General features: G+C 63.6%; 12 protein-coding genes. 4 read left to right on the top strand and 8 right to left on the bottom strand.

The genetic code is table 11. The annotated features are described in order from the left end of the window. Positions 1–451 precede the first annotated feature (451 nt). The 7 genes from F8O06_RS02245 to F8O06_RS02215 all read right to left on the bottom strand — a co-directional run bounded on the left by F8O06_RS02245 (position 452) and on the right by F8O06_RS02215 (position 10943). On the bottom strand, positions 452–1366 hold the full coding sequence (locus F8O06_RS02245) for an ABC transporter ATP-binding protein (RefSeq protein WP_225733334.1): 915 nt from the start codon (positions 1364–1366) through the stop codon (positions 452–454). Further along, a complete protein-coding gene (locus F8O06_RS02240) occupies positions 1363–2595 on the bottom strand; it encodes a FecCD family ABC transporter permease (protein WP_225733333.1) in 1233 nt (410 codons plus the stop codon). Before F8O06_RS02240 ends, F8O06_RS02245 begins: the two co-directional genes overlap by 4 nt. Next, positions 2592–3710, bottom strand: a complete 1119-nt coding sequence (locus tag F8O06_RS02235; protein ID WP_158037253.1) for a FecCD family ABC transporter permease — start codon at positions 3708–3710, stop codon at positions 2592–2594. The genes F8O06_RS02240 and F8O06_RS02235 overlap by 4 nt, the downstream gene beginning before the upstream one ends. A gap of 80 nt (positions 3711–3790) precedes the next feature. Beyond that, on the bottom strand, positions 3791–4639 hold the full coding sequence (locus tag F8O06_RS02230) for a hypothetical protein (protein WP_158037252.1): 849 nt from the start codon (positions 4637–4639) through the stop codon (positions 3791–3793). Beyond that, positions 4636–6996, bottom strand: a complete 2361-nt coding sequence (locus F8O06_RS02225) for a hypothetical protein (protein ID WP_158037251.1) — start codon at positions 6994–6996, stop codon at positions 4636–4638. The genes F8O06_RS02230 and F8O06_RS02225 overlap by 4 nt, the downstream gene beginning before the upstream one ends. 20 nt (positions 6997–7016) lie before the next feature. Continuing rightward, positions 7017–7991 (bottom strand): iron-siderophore ABC transporter substrate-binding protein, encoded by a 975-nt coding sequence (locus F8O06_RS02220; RefSeq protein ID WP_158037250.1) that lies wholly within the window; start codon positions 7989–7991, stop codon positions 7017–7019. A 291-nt stretch (positions 7992–8282) separates the two neighbouring features. After that, on the bottom strand, positions 8283–10943 hold the full coding sequence (locus F8O06_RS02215; protein ID WP_192496802.1) for a WD40 repeat domain-containing protein: 2661 nt from the start codon (positions 10941–10943) through the stop codon (positions 8283–8285). 461 nt (positions 10944–11404) lie between these two features. Between F8O06_RS02215 and F8O06_RS12130 the strand changes: the two genes are divergently transcribed. Further along, positions 11405–11926: a helix-turn-helix transcriptional regulator gene (locus F8O06_RS12130; RefSeq protein WP_192496801.1), complete on the top strand. Its 522-nt coding sequence runs from the start codon at positions 11405–11407 to the stop codon at positions 11924–11926. Positions 11927–11977: 51 nt separating this feature from the next. On the opposite strand, the gene F8O06_RS02205 is transcribed toward F8O06_RS12130, so the two are convergent. Next, positions 11978–12772 (bottom strand): NADPH-dependent oxidoreductase, encoded by a 795-nt coding sequence (locus tag F8O06_RS02205; RefSeq protein ID WP_158037247.1) that lies wholly within the window; start codon positions 12770–12772, stop codon positions 11978–11980. A gap of 197 nt (positions 12773–12969) precedes the next feature. Between F8O06_RS02205 and F8O06_RS02200 the strand changes: the two genes are divergently transcribed. The 3 genes from F8O06_RS02200 (at position 12970) to F8O06_RS12330 (ending at position 15121) form a co-directional block, all read left to right on the top strand. After that, positions 12970–13677: a hypothetical protein gene (locus F8O06_RS02200; RefSeq protein ID WP_158037246.1), complete on the top strand. Its 708-nt coding sequence runs from the start codon at positions 12970–12972 to the stop codon at positions 13675–13677. 95 nt (positions 13678–13772) lie between these two features. Further along, the gene (gene glsA / locus F8O06_RS02195) at positions 13773–14786 is read left to right on the top strand and encodes a glutaminase A (RefSeq protein WP_158037245.1); all 1014 of its coding nucleotides are present in this window, start codon (positions 13773–13775) and stop codon (positions 14784–14786) included. An 83-nt stretch (positions 14787–14869) separates the two neighbouring features. Then, positions 14870–15121: a hypothetical protein gene (locus F8O06_RS12330; protein ID WP_225733332.1), complete on the top strand. Its 252-nt coding sequence runs from the start codon at positions 14870–14872 to the stop codon at positions 15119–15121. Positions 15122–15132 lie beyond the last annotated feature (11 nt).

Genomic DNA, 15132 nt, shown 5'->3' with positions numbered 1-15132 from the left:
GTTGAAGGGCATGACCACCTGGGTCAGATAACCCAGCAGAACTCACACCATACCACCTGTGGATGGTCTGGCCGCGAACGTCAGGACAGAACTCTCGCCTACGCAGACGGGCTCATTTCGCATCCAGACATGGCAGATGTTGCCGAGGCCTCATCAGAGAGGAGCACCCACAATCCAGACATGGCAGATGTCGCTTCACAGCATCGGGGCATGCCACTTGGCATGTTTCGACCGTCTGGAACGACAAATCCCATGCCCCAATCGGAATGGACCAGCATTCTCCAAGTCACCAAGACCGGCAACAGCCCCATAGAGGGACAGCACCGAACCTGACCTTCCCACAGCATCGTCGGCCACTCGGTCTCGCACACAGCCGCACCGTCGACGTTGAAGATCCTCCCACAGGCTCGTCGGGCCCTCAGCCAGTTCTTCGGCAGCGGCCCGGCCGTGCCTACTCCCCTGCCGGCTCGTCAAACTCCTCGATGCGCGGCACCACAAGGGGCGTACCGCTGATCGGGTCTTCGATGATCGCGTTGGGCAGCCCGAACACGTCTTCGATCAGCTCCGACGTCACGATCTCTTGGGGCGCCCCGTGTGTCACCACGATGCCGCCCTTCATCACGATCAGGTGCGTCGCGTACCGAAACGCCAGGTTCAGCTCGTGCAGCACCGCCACGACCGTGCGACCGCTGCGGTGCAGCCGCCGAGCCAGGTTCAGCACCTCCACCTGATGCGCGATGTCCAGGTACGTGGTCGGCTCGTCGAGCAGCAGCAGCGGCGTCTGCTGCGCCAGCGCCATCGCGATCCACACCCGCTGCCGCTGGCCGCCCGAGAGCTGGTCGATCGTGCGGTCGGCCAGATCAGATACGTTCGCCGCGGCCATCGCCTCGATGACGGCGCGCTCGTCGGCAGGCGTCCACTGCTTCAGCAGGTTCTGATGCGGGAACCGCCCCCGCGCCACCAAATCAGACACGATGATGCCCTCCGGCGCATTCGGGTTCTGCGGCAGCAGCCCGAGCCGTCGGGCGACCTCCTTCGGCGCATAGTCCGTGATCTGCTGCTCGTCGAGCCACACCGATCCGGTGCGCGGCGGCAGCATCCGCGCCATCGACTTCAGCAGCGTCGACTTGCCGCACGCGTTCGGCCCGACGATGACCGTGAGCTCCCCCTCGGGAATCTCGACGGAAACCTCATGCAGAATCTCGCGCCCGGTCTTCGCATTGCCGTATCCGGTGACGAGCCTCTCGGTGCGCAGCCGCGACGTTGCGGCGGATGCTCCACTCGCCTGCGCCGCTGCGGTCGAGTCCGCCTGTGCCGCTGCGGTCACGCCCATTTGGGAAGCTGCGTGTTCGGTGGATGCGCTCATGCGCGTTTCCTCCATTCCATGGCAAGCAGGATGATCAGATAGATGCCGCCGAGGGATCCCGTGACCACGCCGACCGCCAACTCGTTCGGCGCGAAGATGCGCCGGGCGATCAGGTCTGACACCAGCACCAAGAACGCCCCCATGAGTCCTGCGCCGATCAGCCCCACACCCGGTGTGCGAGTGATGCGCCGCACAAGGTGCGGCGCGGCGAGCGCTACGAACGAGATCGGGCCGGCGGCCGCGACGGCCACGGCCATCAGCGCCACCCCGACGACGACCATCACCAGACGCGAGCGCTCGACCCGCACACCGAGCCCGATCGCAAGCGGGTCGCCCAGCGGCATCAGCGTCATCGCGCGAAACTGGCTCCACGCCGCAGGCAGCAGCAGCACGAGCGCGACCGCGATCATGCCAGACTCCGGCCACAGCGAAGCATTCAGCGACCCGGCCATCCACTGCTGGGCCTTCTGTGCTGCGGCGAGATCGGCTTTCACGATGAGCAGCGAATTGATCGCTGCAAGCACCGCGCCCACACCGATTCCCACCAGCACGAGGCGGTAGCCGGCGACTCCGCCGCGCCACGAGAGCCCGTACACGATGGCTGCCGTGATCAGGCCGCCGCCGATCGCCCCCGCCGCCACGATCGGGGTCGAGCCGCCGAAGAACATGATCGCCAGAATCGCGCCGGTGGCCGAACCGCGGGTGAACCCGATGATGTCGGGCGAACCGAGCGGGTTGCCGCTGAGCACTTGGAAGATCGCGCCCGAGGTGCCGAGCGCCATGCCGACCAGAATGCCGCTGACCACGCGCGGCAGGCGCACCTGGTTCACGAAGTAGGGCACCAGCGGGTCATCGAACCGCTGCGTGCCGAAGATCGCGCCGAACACGTCACCGACCGAGATGTCGTAGTCGCCGAGCAGCACGCTGACTGTGCCTGCGATCAGAATCGCGACGATCAGAACCAGGTAGACGATCGCGCCTCGGCGTTCGAAGCGCAGCGTGATCGGGCCGAGGCTCCAGTGCGAGTGCGCCTGGCGCAGGCTGGCCCTGACCTGCTGCTCCTGTTCGCGCGTCGGCGTGATCAGCGACAGGTGTGCGGCGGATGCCATGTCACGCTGGCTGCGCGTCTTCGCCTGGCTGCGCACCTTCGGCTGGCTGGGCACCTTCGCCTGGCTGGGCGCCTTCGCCTGGGGGCCGCGATCGGCGGGTTTCACGGGTGTCTGGCTCATAGTGCTGCGATCTTCTTTCTGCGCACGATGAGCACGAAGATCGGGGCGCCGATCAGTGAGGCGATGATGCCGACCTGCACTTCGTCCGGCCGAACCAGCAGACGCGAGACGACATCCGCCGCCAGCAGCCAGACCGGCCCGAGCATCGCACTGAATGCGGTGACCCAGCGCTGATCGGTGCCCACCAGCCAGCGTGCGAGAAACGGCACGGCGAGACCGACGAAGCCGATCGGGCCGACGGCGGCCGTGGCAGCTCCGGCGAGCAGGGTGACGGCGATCATGGTGAACACACGGGTGCTGGTGACCCGCACGCCGAGCGCCTTGCCCGTGTCATCGCCGAGGGCGAGGGCGTTGAGCGAGGGCGACAGCAGCAGCGCGATGATCAGCCCGACGACGATGAACGGCAGCACGAGCACGAACACGTCCCAGCCGCGGCCTTCCAACGACCCGGCGACCCAGAAGCGAAACTCGTTGAAGGCCACCTGGTTGCCGAGGATGACGGCCTCGGTGAGTGCCTGCAGTGCCGCGCTGATCGCGACGCCGGCCAGAGCGAGGCGCACCGGGGTCGCAGACGAGCGCCCGCTGGCACCCAGCGCGTAGACCGCGGCCGAGGCGACGGCGGCGCCGGCGAAGGCGAACCACAGGTAGAAGCTGATGCCGCTGATGCCGGTCAGCGCGACGGCGAGCACGACGGCGAACGAGGCACCGGCGTTGACACCGAGGATGCCGGGGTCGGCGAGCGGGTTGCGCGTGAGTGACTGCATGAGGGCTCCGGCCACGCCGAGCGCGACGCCGACGATGAGGCCCATCGCAGTGCGCGGAATGCGCAGCTCGTGCAGCACGACCGAGTTCTGGCTGCCGTCTGGGGCGAGCAGCAGACGCCAGGTCTCACCCAACGGAATGTCTTTCGACCCGAGCGAAAGGCTCAGCAGCACGGCGAGCGCCAAGGCGACGAGCACACCCGCCAGGGCGGCGACTCTGACCGCGCCTGGACGATGGATCTCTTTGGGGCCTGGCCTGTGATCAGTCGCCGCGCTCGGCTTCGACGGGGAGCCAGACCCGGGAGTGCCCGCGCCGGGGACGCGGGCACTCGATGCGGGTGCGACTTGGGTCATGGTTGGATGGTACCGTTTCGGATCGCTGGGCCCTCCGCGAACTCACGCATCCGGGCGGCTTTGACTGACGACGACTGGGTTCATGCTCCCGGCCGTCTGCGCGGCCAGACGAGAACTGCGATGACTCCCGCTGCGACCAGCAGCAGCGTCACGGCGAAGACGACCGTGCCAGCCCACGGAAAGCCGGGCTTGGAGAATGCCGTGTGATCTGCCGACTGTGCCGCCTCACTGCTGTCTGCAGCTGCCGAGGAATCCACGCTGCTGCTTCCGCCGTTGGAGGCCCCGCCCGCGATCGGCAGCTCGTCGTCGGTCACCGATTTGGCGGCCTGAGCCGGGTCTGGAGCCGGCACCATCAAGACGGCCCCGTCGCCGACGGTCTTCTGCTGCTCGACCTGCTGGGTCATGGCCGACCCGCCGCCTTCGACCGTCGCGCTTCCTCCCTGTGCCGACGAAGCGCTCTTGGGAACGACTTTGAACTCGCTGTTTCCACGGTTGGAGGTCGCAGGTGTGTCTGTCAGAAAACGCAGCCAATACGAGCCAGCGGTGAGATCATTCGGGATCACGATCGTTCCGCTGGCCCGCCCACTGGCGTCACTCTGCACGCGGGTCACAACGCACGACCCATAGCGAACACCCTGGCCGCAGTATTGGCCGTCAGCGATCTTGACACTGATCTGACGGTTCGCGGGGAACCCGGTCACAGTGAATGAGAGAGGCTCCCCAGCGCTCACCGAGCGAGAGCTGACCGTAGAACTCGTACCCGGACTGTCTGGGCTCGCCCCCGCCGGAGGCAGAGCGGATGCAATCGAAGAGGCGCCGAAGGTCAACGCAAGCGTCGCGGCCGCCGCAGCCAGCATCCGTCGGCCGATGCGCACCCAGCTGCGTGCCGGGTCGCGGTTCGTTTGGGTCTCATCGCTGTTGTGCCTCATGCCGACCTCCTGCTGCGTGCGATGCCGAGAATCGTGGTCGCCGCAAGCCCCAGGGCCAATGTTCCGAAGGATGCGATCAGCAGCGGGCCGTTCCAGTTCGTGGGGGTGACCAGCCCTGCAACCGGCTTTGTGTTCTCGAAGCTCTTGCGGCTGCTCTCTCCTGGCAGGTTGCCGTCGACCCAGCCGACGAGTTCTCCCTGCTGCCCGACGAAGCTGAACTTGTGGTCTCCCGGCTCAAGATCGACGATGTCGAACCGCACCTTCTTCTCTGCGTCGAGCTGCAGCCAGTCCACTCCCTGTGGGCCGGGCCACGCGTGCAGATACACCCAGTCACCCGGTTCGAGGCTGTTGAACGTGGTCGTCAGAACCGTGCCGTCCTGTTGAACCTCGACATCGCCACGGTTGAGATCGGTCAAGTCTTCTTCTGCCGACACCGGGGCAGCCGGGGTAATGAGTGGGCGCTGCCCCGCTGCGGCTTCGCCGATGCTCACGAGGCTGTTGCCTGACGCCTTCAGTGTGAGGTTGCTGGCGCCTGTGCTCCCTGCTGCCTGCTGCACGACGACCGTATCGGATGCGCCGCCATCCTGCGACTGCGGGCGCGGGTCGGGCGAATCTGTGCCGATGCCGAATTCGAGTTTGACGGAACGGCCGCGATCGCCGCTGCGTGAGCTACCGGTCAGCAGGGTGACCTCGTGTGATTCACCGGTCTTCCACTCGCTGCCGGCGGCTGCGAGCGTGGAAGAGTTCGCCCGTGTCGGAATCGGAACATCGACGACGAAATCACCATTGTCATCGGCTTTGAAGTAACTGAAGATGTTGCTGACGGTGCCACCGCCGCTGCAGGTGTTGGAAGAGTCCGTCTTGGGCGGGTTCGATGCCTCGACCTTGCCGTCCTCGAACTTCACGGCGAAGCATGAGCCAAGGTCTCCGTCCGCAGTCTTCCACCCTCGACCCTCCAAATGGAGTCGGCCTTGCTCGGCTACGGCTTTGACCATGCAGAGTCTCAGCTGGGGCTCTGCTTCGGTCGTCACATCTTGGGTTCGGCAGTTCCAACCTTCTTCTCTGATGCCTCCAGAGCCGCCATTCGAGCCGCCACCGGTCGCCAGAATCAACGACGCGATGTTCTGTGATGTTCCTTCGCCGTTGGTCGCTGTCACCCGGTAGAGATCGCCGTTCTGCTCGGGTGACATGCGCCCGGGGAGTTTCAGAGTCAGCTTTCCTCGCTGAGAATCCGGACCAACGATCTTCTCCCATGTAACGCCGGAATCGTGCGAACGCTCCCACACCACGCTGGGAATCGGTGATGCATCAAGGTTCACTTCGGTCTCGAATTCGCCATCGCCCTTGTCAGCCACGGTCTGCGGCTGCATCCGCTGGGTGAAGACGGGCGCTTGCGCGCGTTCCACAGCGAACGGCTGGGACGCAGCCTCTTCGCTATCTGTCTTGGCTGTCAGCCGATAACTCGCGGACGCCAGCCCCTTGGGCATCGTCACAGCGACGGTTGCAGCGCCATCTGACGAGAGCACCGCGTTCCCAGCGGCAGCAGCGGCCAACGGCCACGACTGGCCGTTGGGCTTGTCTTCCTGAAGGACGAGGGCGGCCGTCTGCCCTGCAGATTTCGTGAACCCGCTGAGCTCGAACGTCGCGCCATAGCCACTGGTGACGGTACTCCCGGGTTGGGGTGCGACGGAGGGAGAGGACGTGTCGGGTTTGGGCCCGACCAGGAACTTCGCGTACTGGCTGACGCCCTCGCCACCGTCACCGGAACCGCCCAAGACGCGCACCCAGTGCACACCATCTGAGAGACTCGGGCTGAGCCTGAGCTGAACGGACATGTCACCGTTCGCATTGGGCAGGTATCGGGCATCGGTGACCGTCACACCGCCCTGATCGATCGTGCCGTTCGGCTGATCAACGGCCAAGCGCGTGTGATCGTTGTCGTTGACATCGTCGATCTTGAAGGTGAGCTTCCCTGTTCCTTCAGGGCGCTGAGCCATTCCCTGACCGGTCACAGTGATCAGATCGCCCGTGATGACGCTGCGACAGTTGAGAACCGCGATAGCACCCTGGTCCTGTCCGTTTGGTCTCGGGGTGCCCTGCGTTGTCAGATCCTCGCAGCGAGCATCCTGCGCTGCAGCGCTCTCAGATGCTGCTTGGACGGTCTGCAGCGATTCCGTTGGAGATCCGCTGCCAAGGATTTGCACGCTCCCTCCGTCAGTCTCTCCTGACGCTCCCGTCGCAGCCGAAGCTGGCATTGCGCCGAGCGCGCCAAGCGCCAACAGGCCGGCCGCGGCGAATGCGGTGAGGTTGCGAACGGCGGTGAAAGACCGGTCGAGCACGCTCACATCGTGTCTCACTTCGTTGACTCTCCTCTGCATCACTGAGCTCCGCCGAGTTTCTGCTGCACATCAGTGATCAGTGAGTCCATCAGGATCGGACCGCCGGTCGATGTCCACCGGGACCCGTCGACCAGAAAGACATGCTGCTGTTTGTAGACGTTGAGATCGGTGAACCCGGGCACGGCAACTGCCTGACGCAGCGCATCCTTCGCGCCCTGCTCGTCGGTCGCACCGCCGGCATCCGCGTTGCCGACGGATGAGCCGCCAAGCGTGCCGAAGAACATGTAGTCAGCGTCGATCTCGCTCAGGTTCTCGAGTGAGACCGGTTCGGAGTGACCGGCACCAGCTCGGTCCTGGTTCTCGGGACGCTTGAGCCCGAGGTCTTCGAGAGCCTGCCCGGGCAGGAGCTCTTTCAAGATCAGGGATGCCGTGTTGCCCTGCCAGCGGACGATGGAGAACGTCTTGTCCTGGTAGGTGCCAAGACCTGATTTGACCTGTTGGACATGGTCGTCGTAGTTCTGAACGACCTTCTTACCGTCGTCGGCTTTGTTCAGCGCATCGGCCACGATGCCGAAGTTGTCTCGCCAAGAGCCACCGGCCTCGCCTGCGATCACCACGGGGGCGATCGCCTTGAGCTGCTGAATCTGTGCATCGTCGTTGATGCTCGTGCCATCGGTGAGAATCAGATCGGGCTTGAGTTTGCCGATCTCTTCGAAGTTGGGGTTCGCGACGTCGCTGACGATCGGAATGCTCGCAGCGCGATCTCCGAGGTATCCCGGCGCTGTCTTCTGCCCACGGCCTGAGGTCGTTCCCGCTGGTGTCACGTCTAAGGCGAGCGCACCGTCAAGTGTCGGCTCGCTCAGGGTGACGACCGTCTTCGGAGAGGCCGGAATCACCACCTCCGCGCCGGTTGCGTCTGTGATGGTGCGGTTTCCTTGTGCATCAGCGGTGCTGTCGGAGCTGCCTGAGACGACGCCGCAGCCCGCGAGCATGGCCGATGCCGCGAGAAGCATCGTCGCTGCGCTCCATCGCCAGCGTCGAGGAATTCGGTTCCGACGAGACGACCTAGCCGCCACCTGTACACGTACATCCTGCTTGCCCTGATGAGTCCGGGTCATCCAAAGTCTCCCTAGAAACGAGAGGAGGAGCGCACAATCTGAGTGCGCTCCTCCTCTCCATTCACAATGTCTCTGCCTGATCGGTGTTCTCAGGGTTCGACGCATATCATTTGCGGGTGAAACTCCTGCAGAGTTCAGGGGCTGTACCTCCGGCTCCTGAACCTCCGCAGCAAGTTCTCAACGGACTCAGTGCTGGCGGCGGCGAGCAGCCAGAATCATGCCTGCTGCGATCGCAGCAGCTGCGCCGCCTGCGACCAGCAAGAGAGACGAGTCAGCTCCGGTTCTAGCCAGCGTTCCGTCGCCGTTGGCTGCCCCGCCGGTCGTCGTGCCACCGGTGCCATTGTCACCGTTGCCGGTGCCGTTGCCGGTGCCGTTGTCCGAACCGCCATTACCATCGGTGCCGTTGTCCGAGCCGTCACCGTTACCTGAGCCACCATTGTCATCAGTATCAGTCGACACCGTCAGATCAGCCCATCCAAAGACTGTGCCATACGTATTGGTGATGATGAGCTTGTGCTGATCTTCAGTGGTACCTTCTGGCACTGTGACAGTCAGTGTGCCGTCAGCAACAGTTGCGTCGTCGGCGACGAGCGCCGGGTCGGACGCGACATAAGCGTCGGCCTGCTGGCCGTTGAGCGCATCGAGACCGCTGACCTTCACCGTGTCGCCGGGCTTCACCGTGGACTTGTCGAGTACGATCGAGCCCTTGTTGTCTGCGGTGGCACTCTCCTCAGTCACCGCGGTGTGAGCTCCCTTGGCATCCGCCTTCGAGGTGATGGCGAATACTCGGTTACCCGCTGAGTCCTTGGTCGTGCCGTATGCGACGCCGGCCGCAGAGACTTCGATGTGGTTCGGGTTCTGTCCTGCCTCAATGTTTCCGATACGAGTCAGGGTCTCGGCGTCGACAACCGAGAAAGTGCCGCCGGTCCGATTCGCCGTGTAGACGAGTCGGTGCACCGGATCGTACGCGACGTTGAGCGCGCCGCTTCCCACAGGAATGGTCTTGATGATTTGGCCCGAGATCACATTGACGACAGTGAGGTCGTTCGACGTCTGGTTCGCGACGAAGAGATTATGTGTCACTGGATCGTAGGCAACTCCTGACGCACTGTTGTCGGTCTCACCAAGGCTGAAGTAACGCAGACTGTTGTTATTGCGCACGTCGATCTCGACTGCCTCTTTGCCGTGCAGAGACACGGTGTAGAGTTTGCCCGTCGCCTGGTCGAGGTCAAGGCTCATTACCGGGGTGAACGACTCGTGACCTGGGGTCGCCGCAAGATCGATGGTGCCGACCTTCGCTTTGGTCGCACCATCGAATACGGTGACGGTCGAGCCTGCCGAACTCGACACGTACGCCAGCCCCGTCGTCTGGTCGACTGCCACATCGCGTGAGTGTGTGGACGTGTCTGCGAGCACTGTGGGAGCTGCCTGCAGGTTGTTCAGATCCCAGATGACAACCCCGTTGTCTCGGGTGGAAGTTCCGTAGACCAATTTGTTCTTGCTGTCGATCCCCAAGCCGAAGACCGGATCTGCTGTGCCATCCACTTGAGAGATCGACGACTTCTCGACAACCTCAAGGGTCTTGGGATCGAGCTTGAGGATGCTTCCCGCGCCCTCTCCTGTCGCTGAGGAACTCACGTAGAGGTAACCTGTGGTCTCATCGATCGCGACCTGGTAAAGGCTGCCCTGCTCGATGACCGTGCTGGCGATGTCATAGCCCTCTTCGTTCTGAGCGCTGTTGTCCGGAGCGATCTTCAGAGATGAGGTGAAGGCGTGCGCCTGGCCGTCAACCGTGAACGAACCGATCACTGGCGCGTTAACCGTAGCATCGGCTGGAATGGTGATCTCTGAGGTGGTGACCGAACCGCTTTCGTCAGCGGTCAGCGGTGCGCCCTCGATCCAGTTCTCTCCCTCAACGCCGAAGGCGGTCAGCTGAGCGCCAGCCGGGAGATTTCCGATGGTGAACGTACCGGTCTGGTTGAGCGAGACCGTCGCGAGCGATGACGACACGGACGGTGCTGCGGTGAACTCCACGCTCTGGTCGATGTCTTTGTCACTCTTGACCGTTGCCGTGTAGCTGCTGCCGGCAGGAGCCTTGCCCGCAGCAATGGCGATGTTGCCGCTGAAGCTTCCACTGTCAGGCACTGTCAGTGTTGCCGTAGCTGCCCCGCGGGCTGGTTTGAATGTGACGGCTTCTCCGTCAAAGTAAGGTGTCACCACAGCGCCAGGCGTGTATCCCTGCCCGGTGACTGCAACGGTCGTGCTACCATCTGCGGCAACCGTCACCGCACCGGCGGTCAGCGTTGCGTCGGCTCCCTGCTCCTGCTTCTTCACCACGGTGAAGGTCGCGGTGGGGGCGTATCCGCCGTCTCCCAAGATGTGCAGGGTGTGGTCCCCTTCAGTGAAACCTGCAGGAATGACGACATCGAACGAGTACTCGCCGTCATCGGTGAGATTCGCCGACTCGTTCGTCACCTGGATGTAGTTGCCATTGCTCTCGACCGAACCTGCCGGCTGTGCGCCGGTTCCCCAAGAGCCGCTGCCTTTGTCGAGCTTGACCGCGAACCACCCTCGCGCCGCGGCAGCGCCAGCGACTCCAGCGCCTGTGATGTGAATCGTGCCGCCATCGGTCGTGACCTGTGAAGGATCCACGGACACACTGGGGGCTGAGACCTCCAACGGGGCAACGACGGCGGCTTCGCCAAACGATGCACCGGCAGGTGCGGCCAAGGCGGGCGCGCCTGCGCCGAAGACCAACCCGAGACCGACCACTGTTGAAGCAGCTGCATAAGCCGCCTTGCTACCACTGCGACGCTTCTGGGTCGTCGCCTTCTGTGAATTCGCCATGTTCTCCTCATTCAACGGATGACGCAACGTGCGCCAGCTCAGCAGATGAAAGGGCAAGGAACTCCTCATGGACATCCGCTGTTCACCGAGAGGATCGTCGCCATTGACACGAATGACAGCGACCACAAGCGGCACCGGGATGGACACCATGGGAAGGCATGCCTAAGCTACCTCAGAGCGGTTTCAATACAACAGCACGAGCGGTGCGGCATCAATCAGCTGATCAGATCCGACACTGTAAGCGACATGAATGCGACACGTCCTGTGACGCAGAGTGTGACAACGAAAGTCGGAGGTGTTCTCCGTTGTCGAGATTCATTCACACGCAGCACGAGTTGAACTGGGCTCCGCATGACCCTCTGACACTCGTCATAGATGCTCATCGCTGGCGCATCTCACCCACCCATGCGCTCTGGGTTCCGGCTGGAACGCCCCATCGCGTCGTTGCAGCGGCAAGCCAGGTGATCTTTCCCATCAGATTCGACCCGCAGCCACTGCCGAGCGAGCTTCGTCTGCCCGTGCTGCTGCGCGTCAACGAGGCGCTCCGCTGGACGCTGATGCGCATCGTTCAGTCACATCTGAGTCCACGATTCGACATGGCCCGTGAGAAAGAGCACGCGCTTCGCCTCATGCCTGCTCTCACCGCCCCTCAGGTGCACCTCAAGCTTCCACAGACGGTCGAACTCCGCACGATCGCCGAGCGCCTGCTTGCGCATCCCAGCGACCCGCAGACTGTTGACGACTGGGCGGCAGCGGCAGGCATGAGCACCCGCTCCCTGCAACGCGGGTTCACAGCGGAGACCGGCACGAGTTTCTCCTGCTGGCGCACTCGAGCTCGCATCGAACATGCCCTGCCTCTGCTCGGCAGCGGCATCGAGCTGCAGGAAGTCGCTCGTCGAGTTGGCTACGCAAGCGTCAACGGGCTGAATACGGCTTTCCGGCGCGAGCTGGGGCGCACCGCACGGGAGTGCATTCCGGCCTGACTGACCGGGCAGAGGCACTCTCCGCGCCCGCGTCGTGCGACATCCCACCGACTAGCGCAGCGCAAGCCGCTGCTCGTGGAGCACCTCCAGCAGAGGAGCCTTCTCGGCCGCCCCGCTGCCTGGCTTTGTGGCGATCTGGAGTGAGAACGAATCGATGCGACGGCTGGTGTCGCGAAGGTCATAGTAGGTCTGCACGATCTCGTCGTAGGCTGCGAGCGCGTCATCGTGGTCGGTGAGATCTGGGTATGCGTCAACGCCGACCGTGATCTCTTTGGGCAGGCGCGGCTTGAGCTGCGGCTCCTGGTCAGGGTGGCCGATCAGCAGTCCGACCAGAGGAAAGGTGCGATTCGGCAGCTGCAGCGCGTCAATGACTTTACGGGGGTCTCCCCCGATGCTGCCCAAGTAGACGGTGCCGAGTCCAAGTGATTCAGCGGCCACGACCACGTTCTGCGCCGCGATCAGGATGTCTTCGACGCCTTGCAGAAACAGAGCAGTGGTCTCGAGCGGATCGAGGCTTCGCCCCTGCCTCTGGCGAATCTGTGCGTTGCGGTACAGATCGACGACGAAGATGAGCAGCTCGCCCCGGTCGCCGCCGACGTAGGGCTGACCCGACGACTCGAAGATGCGCTGACGCACCTCTGGGTCTTTCACTCGGATGATCGTTCGCTGCTGGTAGAAGCTGCTGGTCGCCGCCTGTGACGCGACGTCGAGCAGCGTCTGCATGGTCGACTCGTCGACCGGCTCTGCCGTGTACGCGCGGATGCTGCGGTGTGCGAGCTGCGCGGCGATCGTCGCGTTGGGTGCCGAGCCCACTTCGTCTGCCGATGTCGACTTCTGTGCAGGCATTGTGCTCTCCGTTCATCACGTCGTCTGAGCGCCCGGGACGGCGCGGCGCTGGTCGCGCGACGGCGACGAACCGTCACTCAGCAGATTCTACGACCTGTGCGACACGTCGTTCCGTAACGATTCGATCACTGTCGTCGGCATGTCGCGCGCAATGTCAGAGGCTTCTCATAGACTCTTCTCAGACGGGGAGGCGAGTTATGGAGAACATCGATGTGACGACGGTCGCTTTCATCCTGCTCATCGTGGCCGGTTCGCTGCTCGTCATCGTCGTCGGGCTGCTGCTCATGTACGTGGTCATTCGTGAAGCCGTGCGGTCTGGCACACGCACCGCCCTGCGCGAATACGAGCATGAGAAGGCTCAGCGTCGCGCCAAGCTCGAACGCGAGAAGCGTGCGAAGGCCACAGCGCAGACATCTCGTCCTGCAGGTGCACGTACACCTGCCTCCGCCGGCGCCGCAGCAGTCACTCCTGCCCCGACTGAGGCAAAGAAGAGCGTCTGGCAGAAGCCCAGGCGAAAGACCACGGCCAAGGCAGCCGCCAGCTCTGTCCCTCACGCGTCGCCGACTCAAGCTGCGACGAACTCGCCGTCCCACGTGCAGCCGGCCACCGCATCCGCATCGTCATCGGCAGCTGCGCCCCGGGTCACCGGACAGACCCGTGCTGCGCGCCGCACAGCAGAGGCGGAGTCTCCGCGGTCGCATTCCTGGACCTCATGGTGGTCACGCAGCACTCGCAACACGGCTTCGCCCGACACATCCGGCACCCCAGCCATCACGCAGGGCACGACAGAGGTCGATGCCCATGGGGCTGCCGCGACCGACGAGGCTCAGTCCACGGGCGCACCCGGCGCGCGAGCCCAGGAGATTCTGGCGCAAGAGACCGCTCCGATGCGTCAGGCCAGCTGACCGGCGCCTGAAGAGATCTCCCCCGCGCACTTCTCCTCAGTCGTCGATTCTCACGAGCGCATTTCTCTGTTTTACGGATACGAAGAGGCGGAGTCATGATCACTTCAGAATCTCAGACGGTCGATCAACAGGTGTCGACCGGGCATCTTCCCGGGCAGGCCGAGGTCGCTTCGCTGACGACCACCGCCTATGAGCGCTGTCGCCAATTGGACGACGGACGGGTGGCCGACTACATTCCCGCGCTGGCCGAGGCGGATCCGACGCTGTTCGGCCTGTCAGTCAGCGAGGTGAACGGCGCTACACACGATGCCGGCGACAGCGACTACTCGTTCTCCATCCAGTCCGTCTCCAAGGCATTCGTGTACGCACTGGTGTGCGAAGCCTATGGCCATGCAGTCGTCAAAGAGAGAGTCGGCGTCGACAACACCGGCCTGCCTTTCAACTCCGTCATGGCACTCGAGCTCAACGGCGGCCACCCGATGAACCCCATGGTCAATGCTGGGGCGATCGCGACGACCGCGATGATGCCCGGAGCCACGCCCGCAGAGCAATGGGAGCTGATTCGCACCGGCCTTTCGACTTTCGCAGGTCGCCAGCTGACCATGGACGGTGAGGTCTATGCCTCAGAGATGAAGACCAACTCTCGCAACAAGGGCATCGCCCGACTGCTCGAAAGCTATGGACGCCTCGACCACGACCCTTTAGATATGGTCGACATTTATACCCGGCAGTGCGCGATGCTCGTCACCTCGCACGATCTCTCAGTGATGGGGGCGACGCTCGCCGACGGAGGCATGAACCCGGTGACGGGTGAGCAGGTCGTATCGGCCGAGGTCTGCAGAGACACGCTCTCGGTGCTCGCCGCGAGCGGAATGTACGAACGGTCAGGCGAATGGCTGTTCGAGATCGGGATTCCTGCGAAATCAGGTGTGGCAGGGGGCATCGTCGCGATCGCTCCCGGCAAGGGCTCCATCGGCACGTTCTCCCCGCGTCTGAACTCCGCAGGAAACAGTGTGCGCGGCCAGCGTGCGATTGCATATCTCTCTCGGGCACTGGGCCTGAATCTCTTCGCTTCCGACAGCAAACGACAGACAGGAAAGGTCGCCTGATAACCGCCACCGCAGAGACGCTTCAATCAGAGACGAAGCGATCATGGGTTCCTCTGATCGGTCTCTTCCTCGCTCAGATTCTCATGTCGTTCAACGTTGCAGCGCTGCCGATGTCAAATGGCGGCATGGTCGCTGACTTCGGGGTTCCGCCCACCACCGCGAGCACCACGATCGTGGTGTACGGCTTGGTTGTCGCGGCGTTGGTCATGACCGGAGCAAAGCTCGGGCAGCGCGTCGGATGGGGGCTCATTTTTCGCTGCGTCATCGTCGTGTTCGCCGGATCGTCGCTGATGATGATTCTGGCGCCTTCAGTCGGCTGGGCGATCGCTGGTTAGTGTCTCGCAGG

Origin of the sequence: Pseudoclavibacter sp. CFCC 14310 (assembly GCF_008831165.1) — a bacterium.
In the GTDB taxonomy this organism is placed as follows: Bacteria; Actinomycetota; Actinomycetes; order Actinomycetales; family Microbacteriaceae; genus Pseudoclavibacter_A.
Note: the sequence above shows the minus strand (reverse complement) of the source record. Positions and strands in the feature narration are given on the sequence as shown.

What these genes read in the sequence shown, in the direction of transcription:
- F8O06_RS02235 (WP_158037253.1), bottom strand. Translation starts at nt 3,710, where the DNA reads ATGACCCAAGTCGCACCCGCATCGAGTGCCCGCGTCCCCGGCGCGGGC.
- F8O06_RS02205 (WP_158037247.1), bottom strand. Translation starts at nt 12,772, where the DNA reads ATGCCTGCACAGAAGTCGACATCGGCAGACGAAGTGGGCTCGGCACCC.
- F8O06_RS02230 (WP_158037252.1), bottom strand. Translation starts at nt 4,639, where the DNA reads ATGAGGCACAACAGCGATGAGACCCAAACGAACCGCGACCCGGCACGC.
- glsA (WP_158037245.1), top strand. Translation starts at nt 13,773, where the DNA reads ATGATCACTTCAGAATCTCAGACGGTCGATCAACAGGTGTCGACCGGG.
- F8O06_RS02240 (WP_225733333.1), bottom strand. Translation starts at nt 2,595, where the DNA reads ATGAGCCAGACACCCGTGAAACCCGCCGATCGCGGCCCCCAGGCGAAG.
- F8O06_RS02215 (WP_192496802.1), bottom strand. Translation starts at nt 10,943, where the DNA reads ATGGCGAATTCACAGAAGGCGACGACCCAGAAGCGTCGCAGTGGTAGC.
- F8O06_RS02220 (WP_158037250.1), bottom strand. Translation starts at nt 7,991, where the DNA reads ATGCTTCTCGCGGCATCGGCCATGCTCGCGGGCTGCGGCGTCGTCTCA.
- F8O06_RS02245 (WP_225733334.1), bottom strand. Translation starts at nt 1,366, where the DNA reads ATGAGCGCATCCACCGAACACGCAGCTTCCCAAATGGGCGTGACCGCA.
- F8O06_RS12330 (WP_225733332.1), top strand. Translation starts at nt 14,870, where the DNA reads ATGTCGTTCAACGTTGCAGCGCTGCCGATGTCAAATGGCGGCATGGTC.
- F8O06_RS02200 (WP_158037246.1), top strand. Translation starts at nt 12,970, where the DNA reads ATGGAGAACATCGATGTGACGACGGTCGCTTTCATCCTGCTCATCGTG.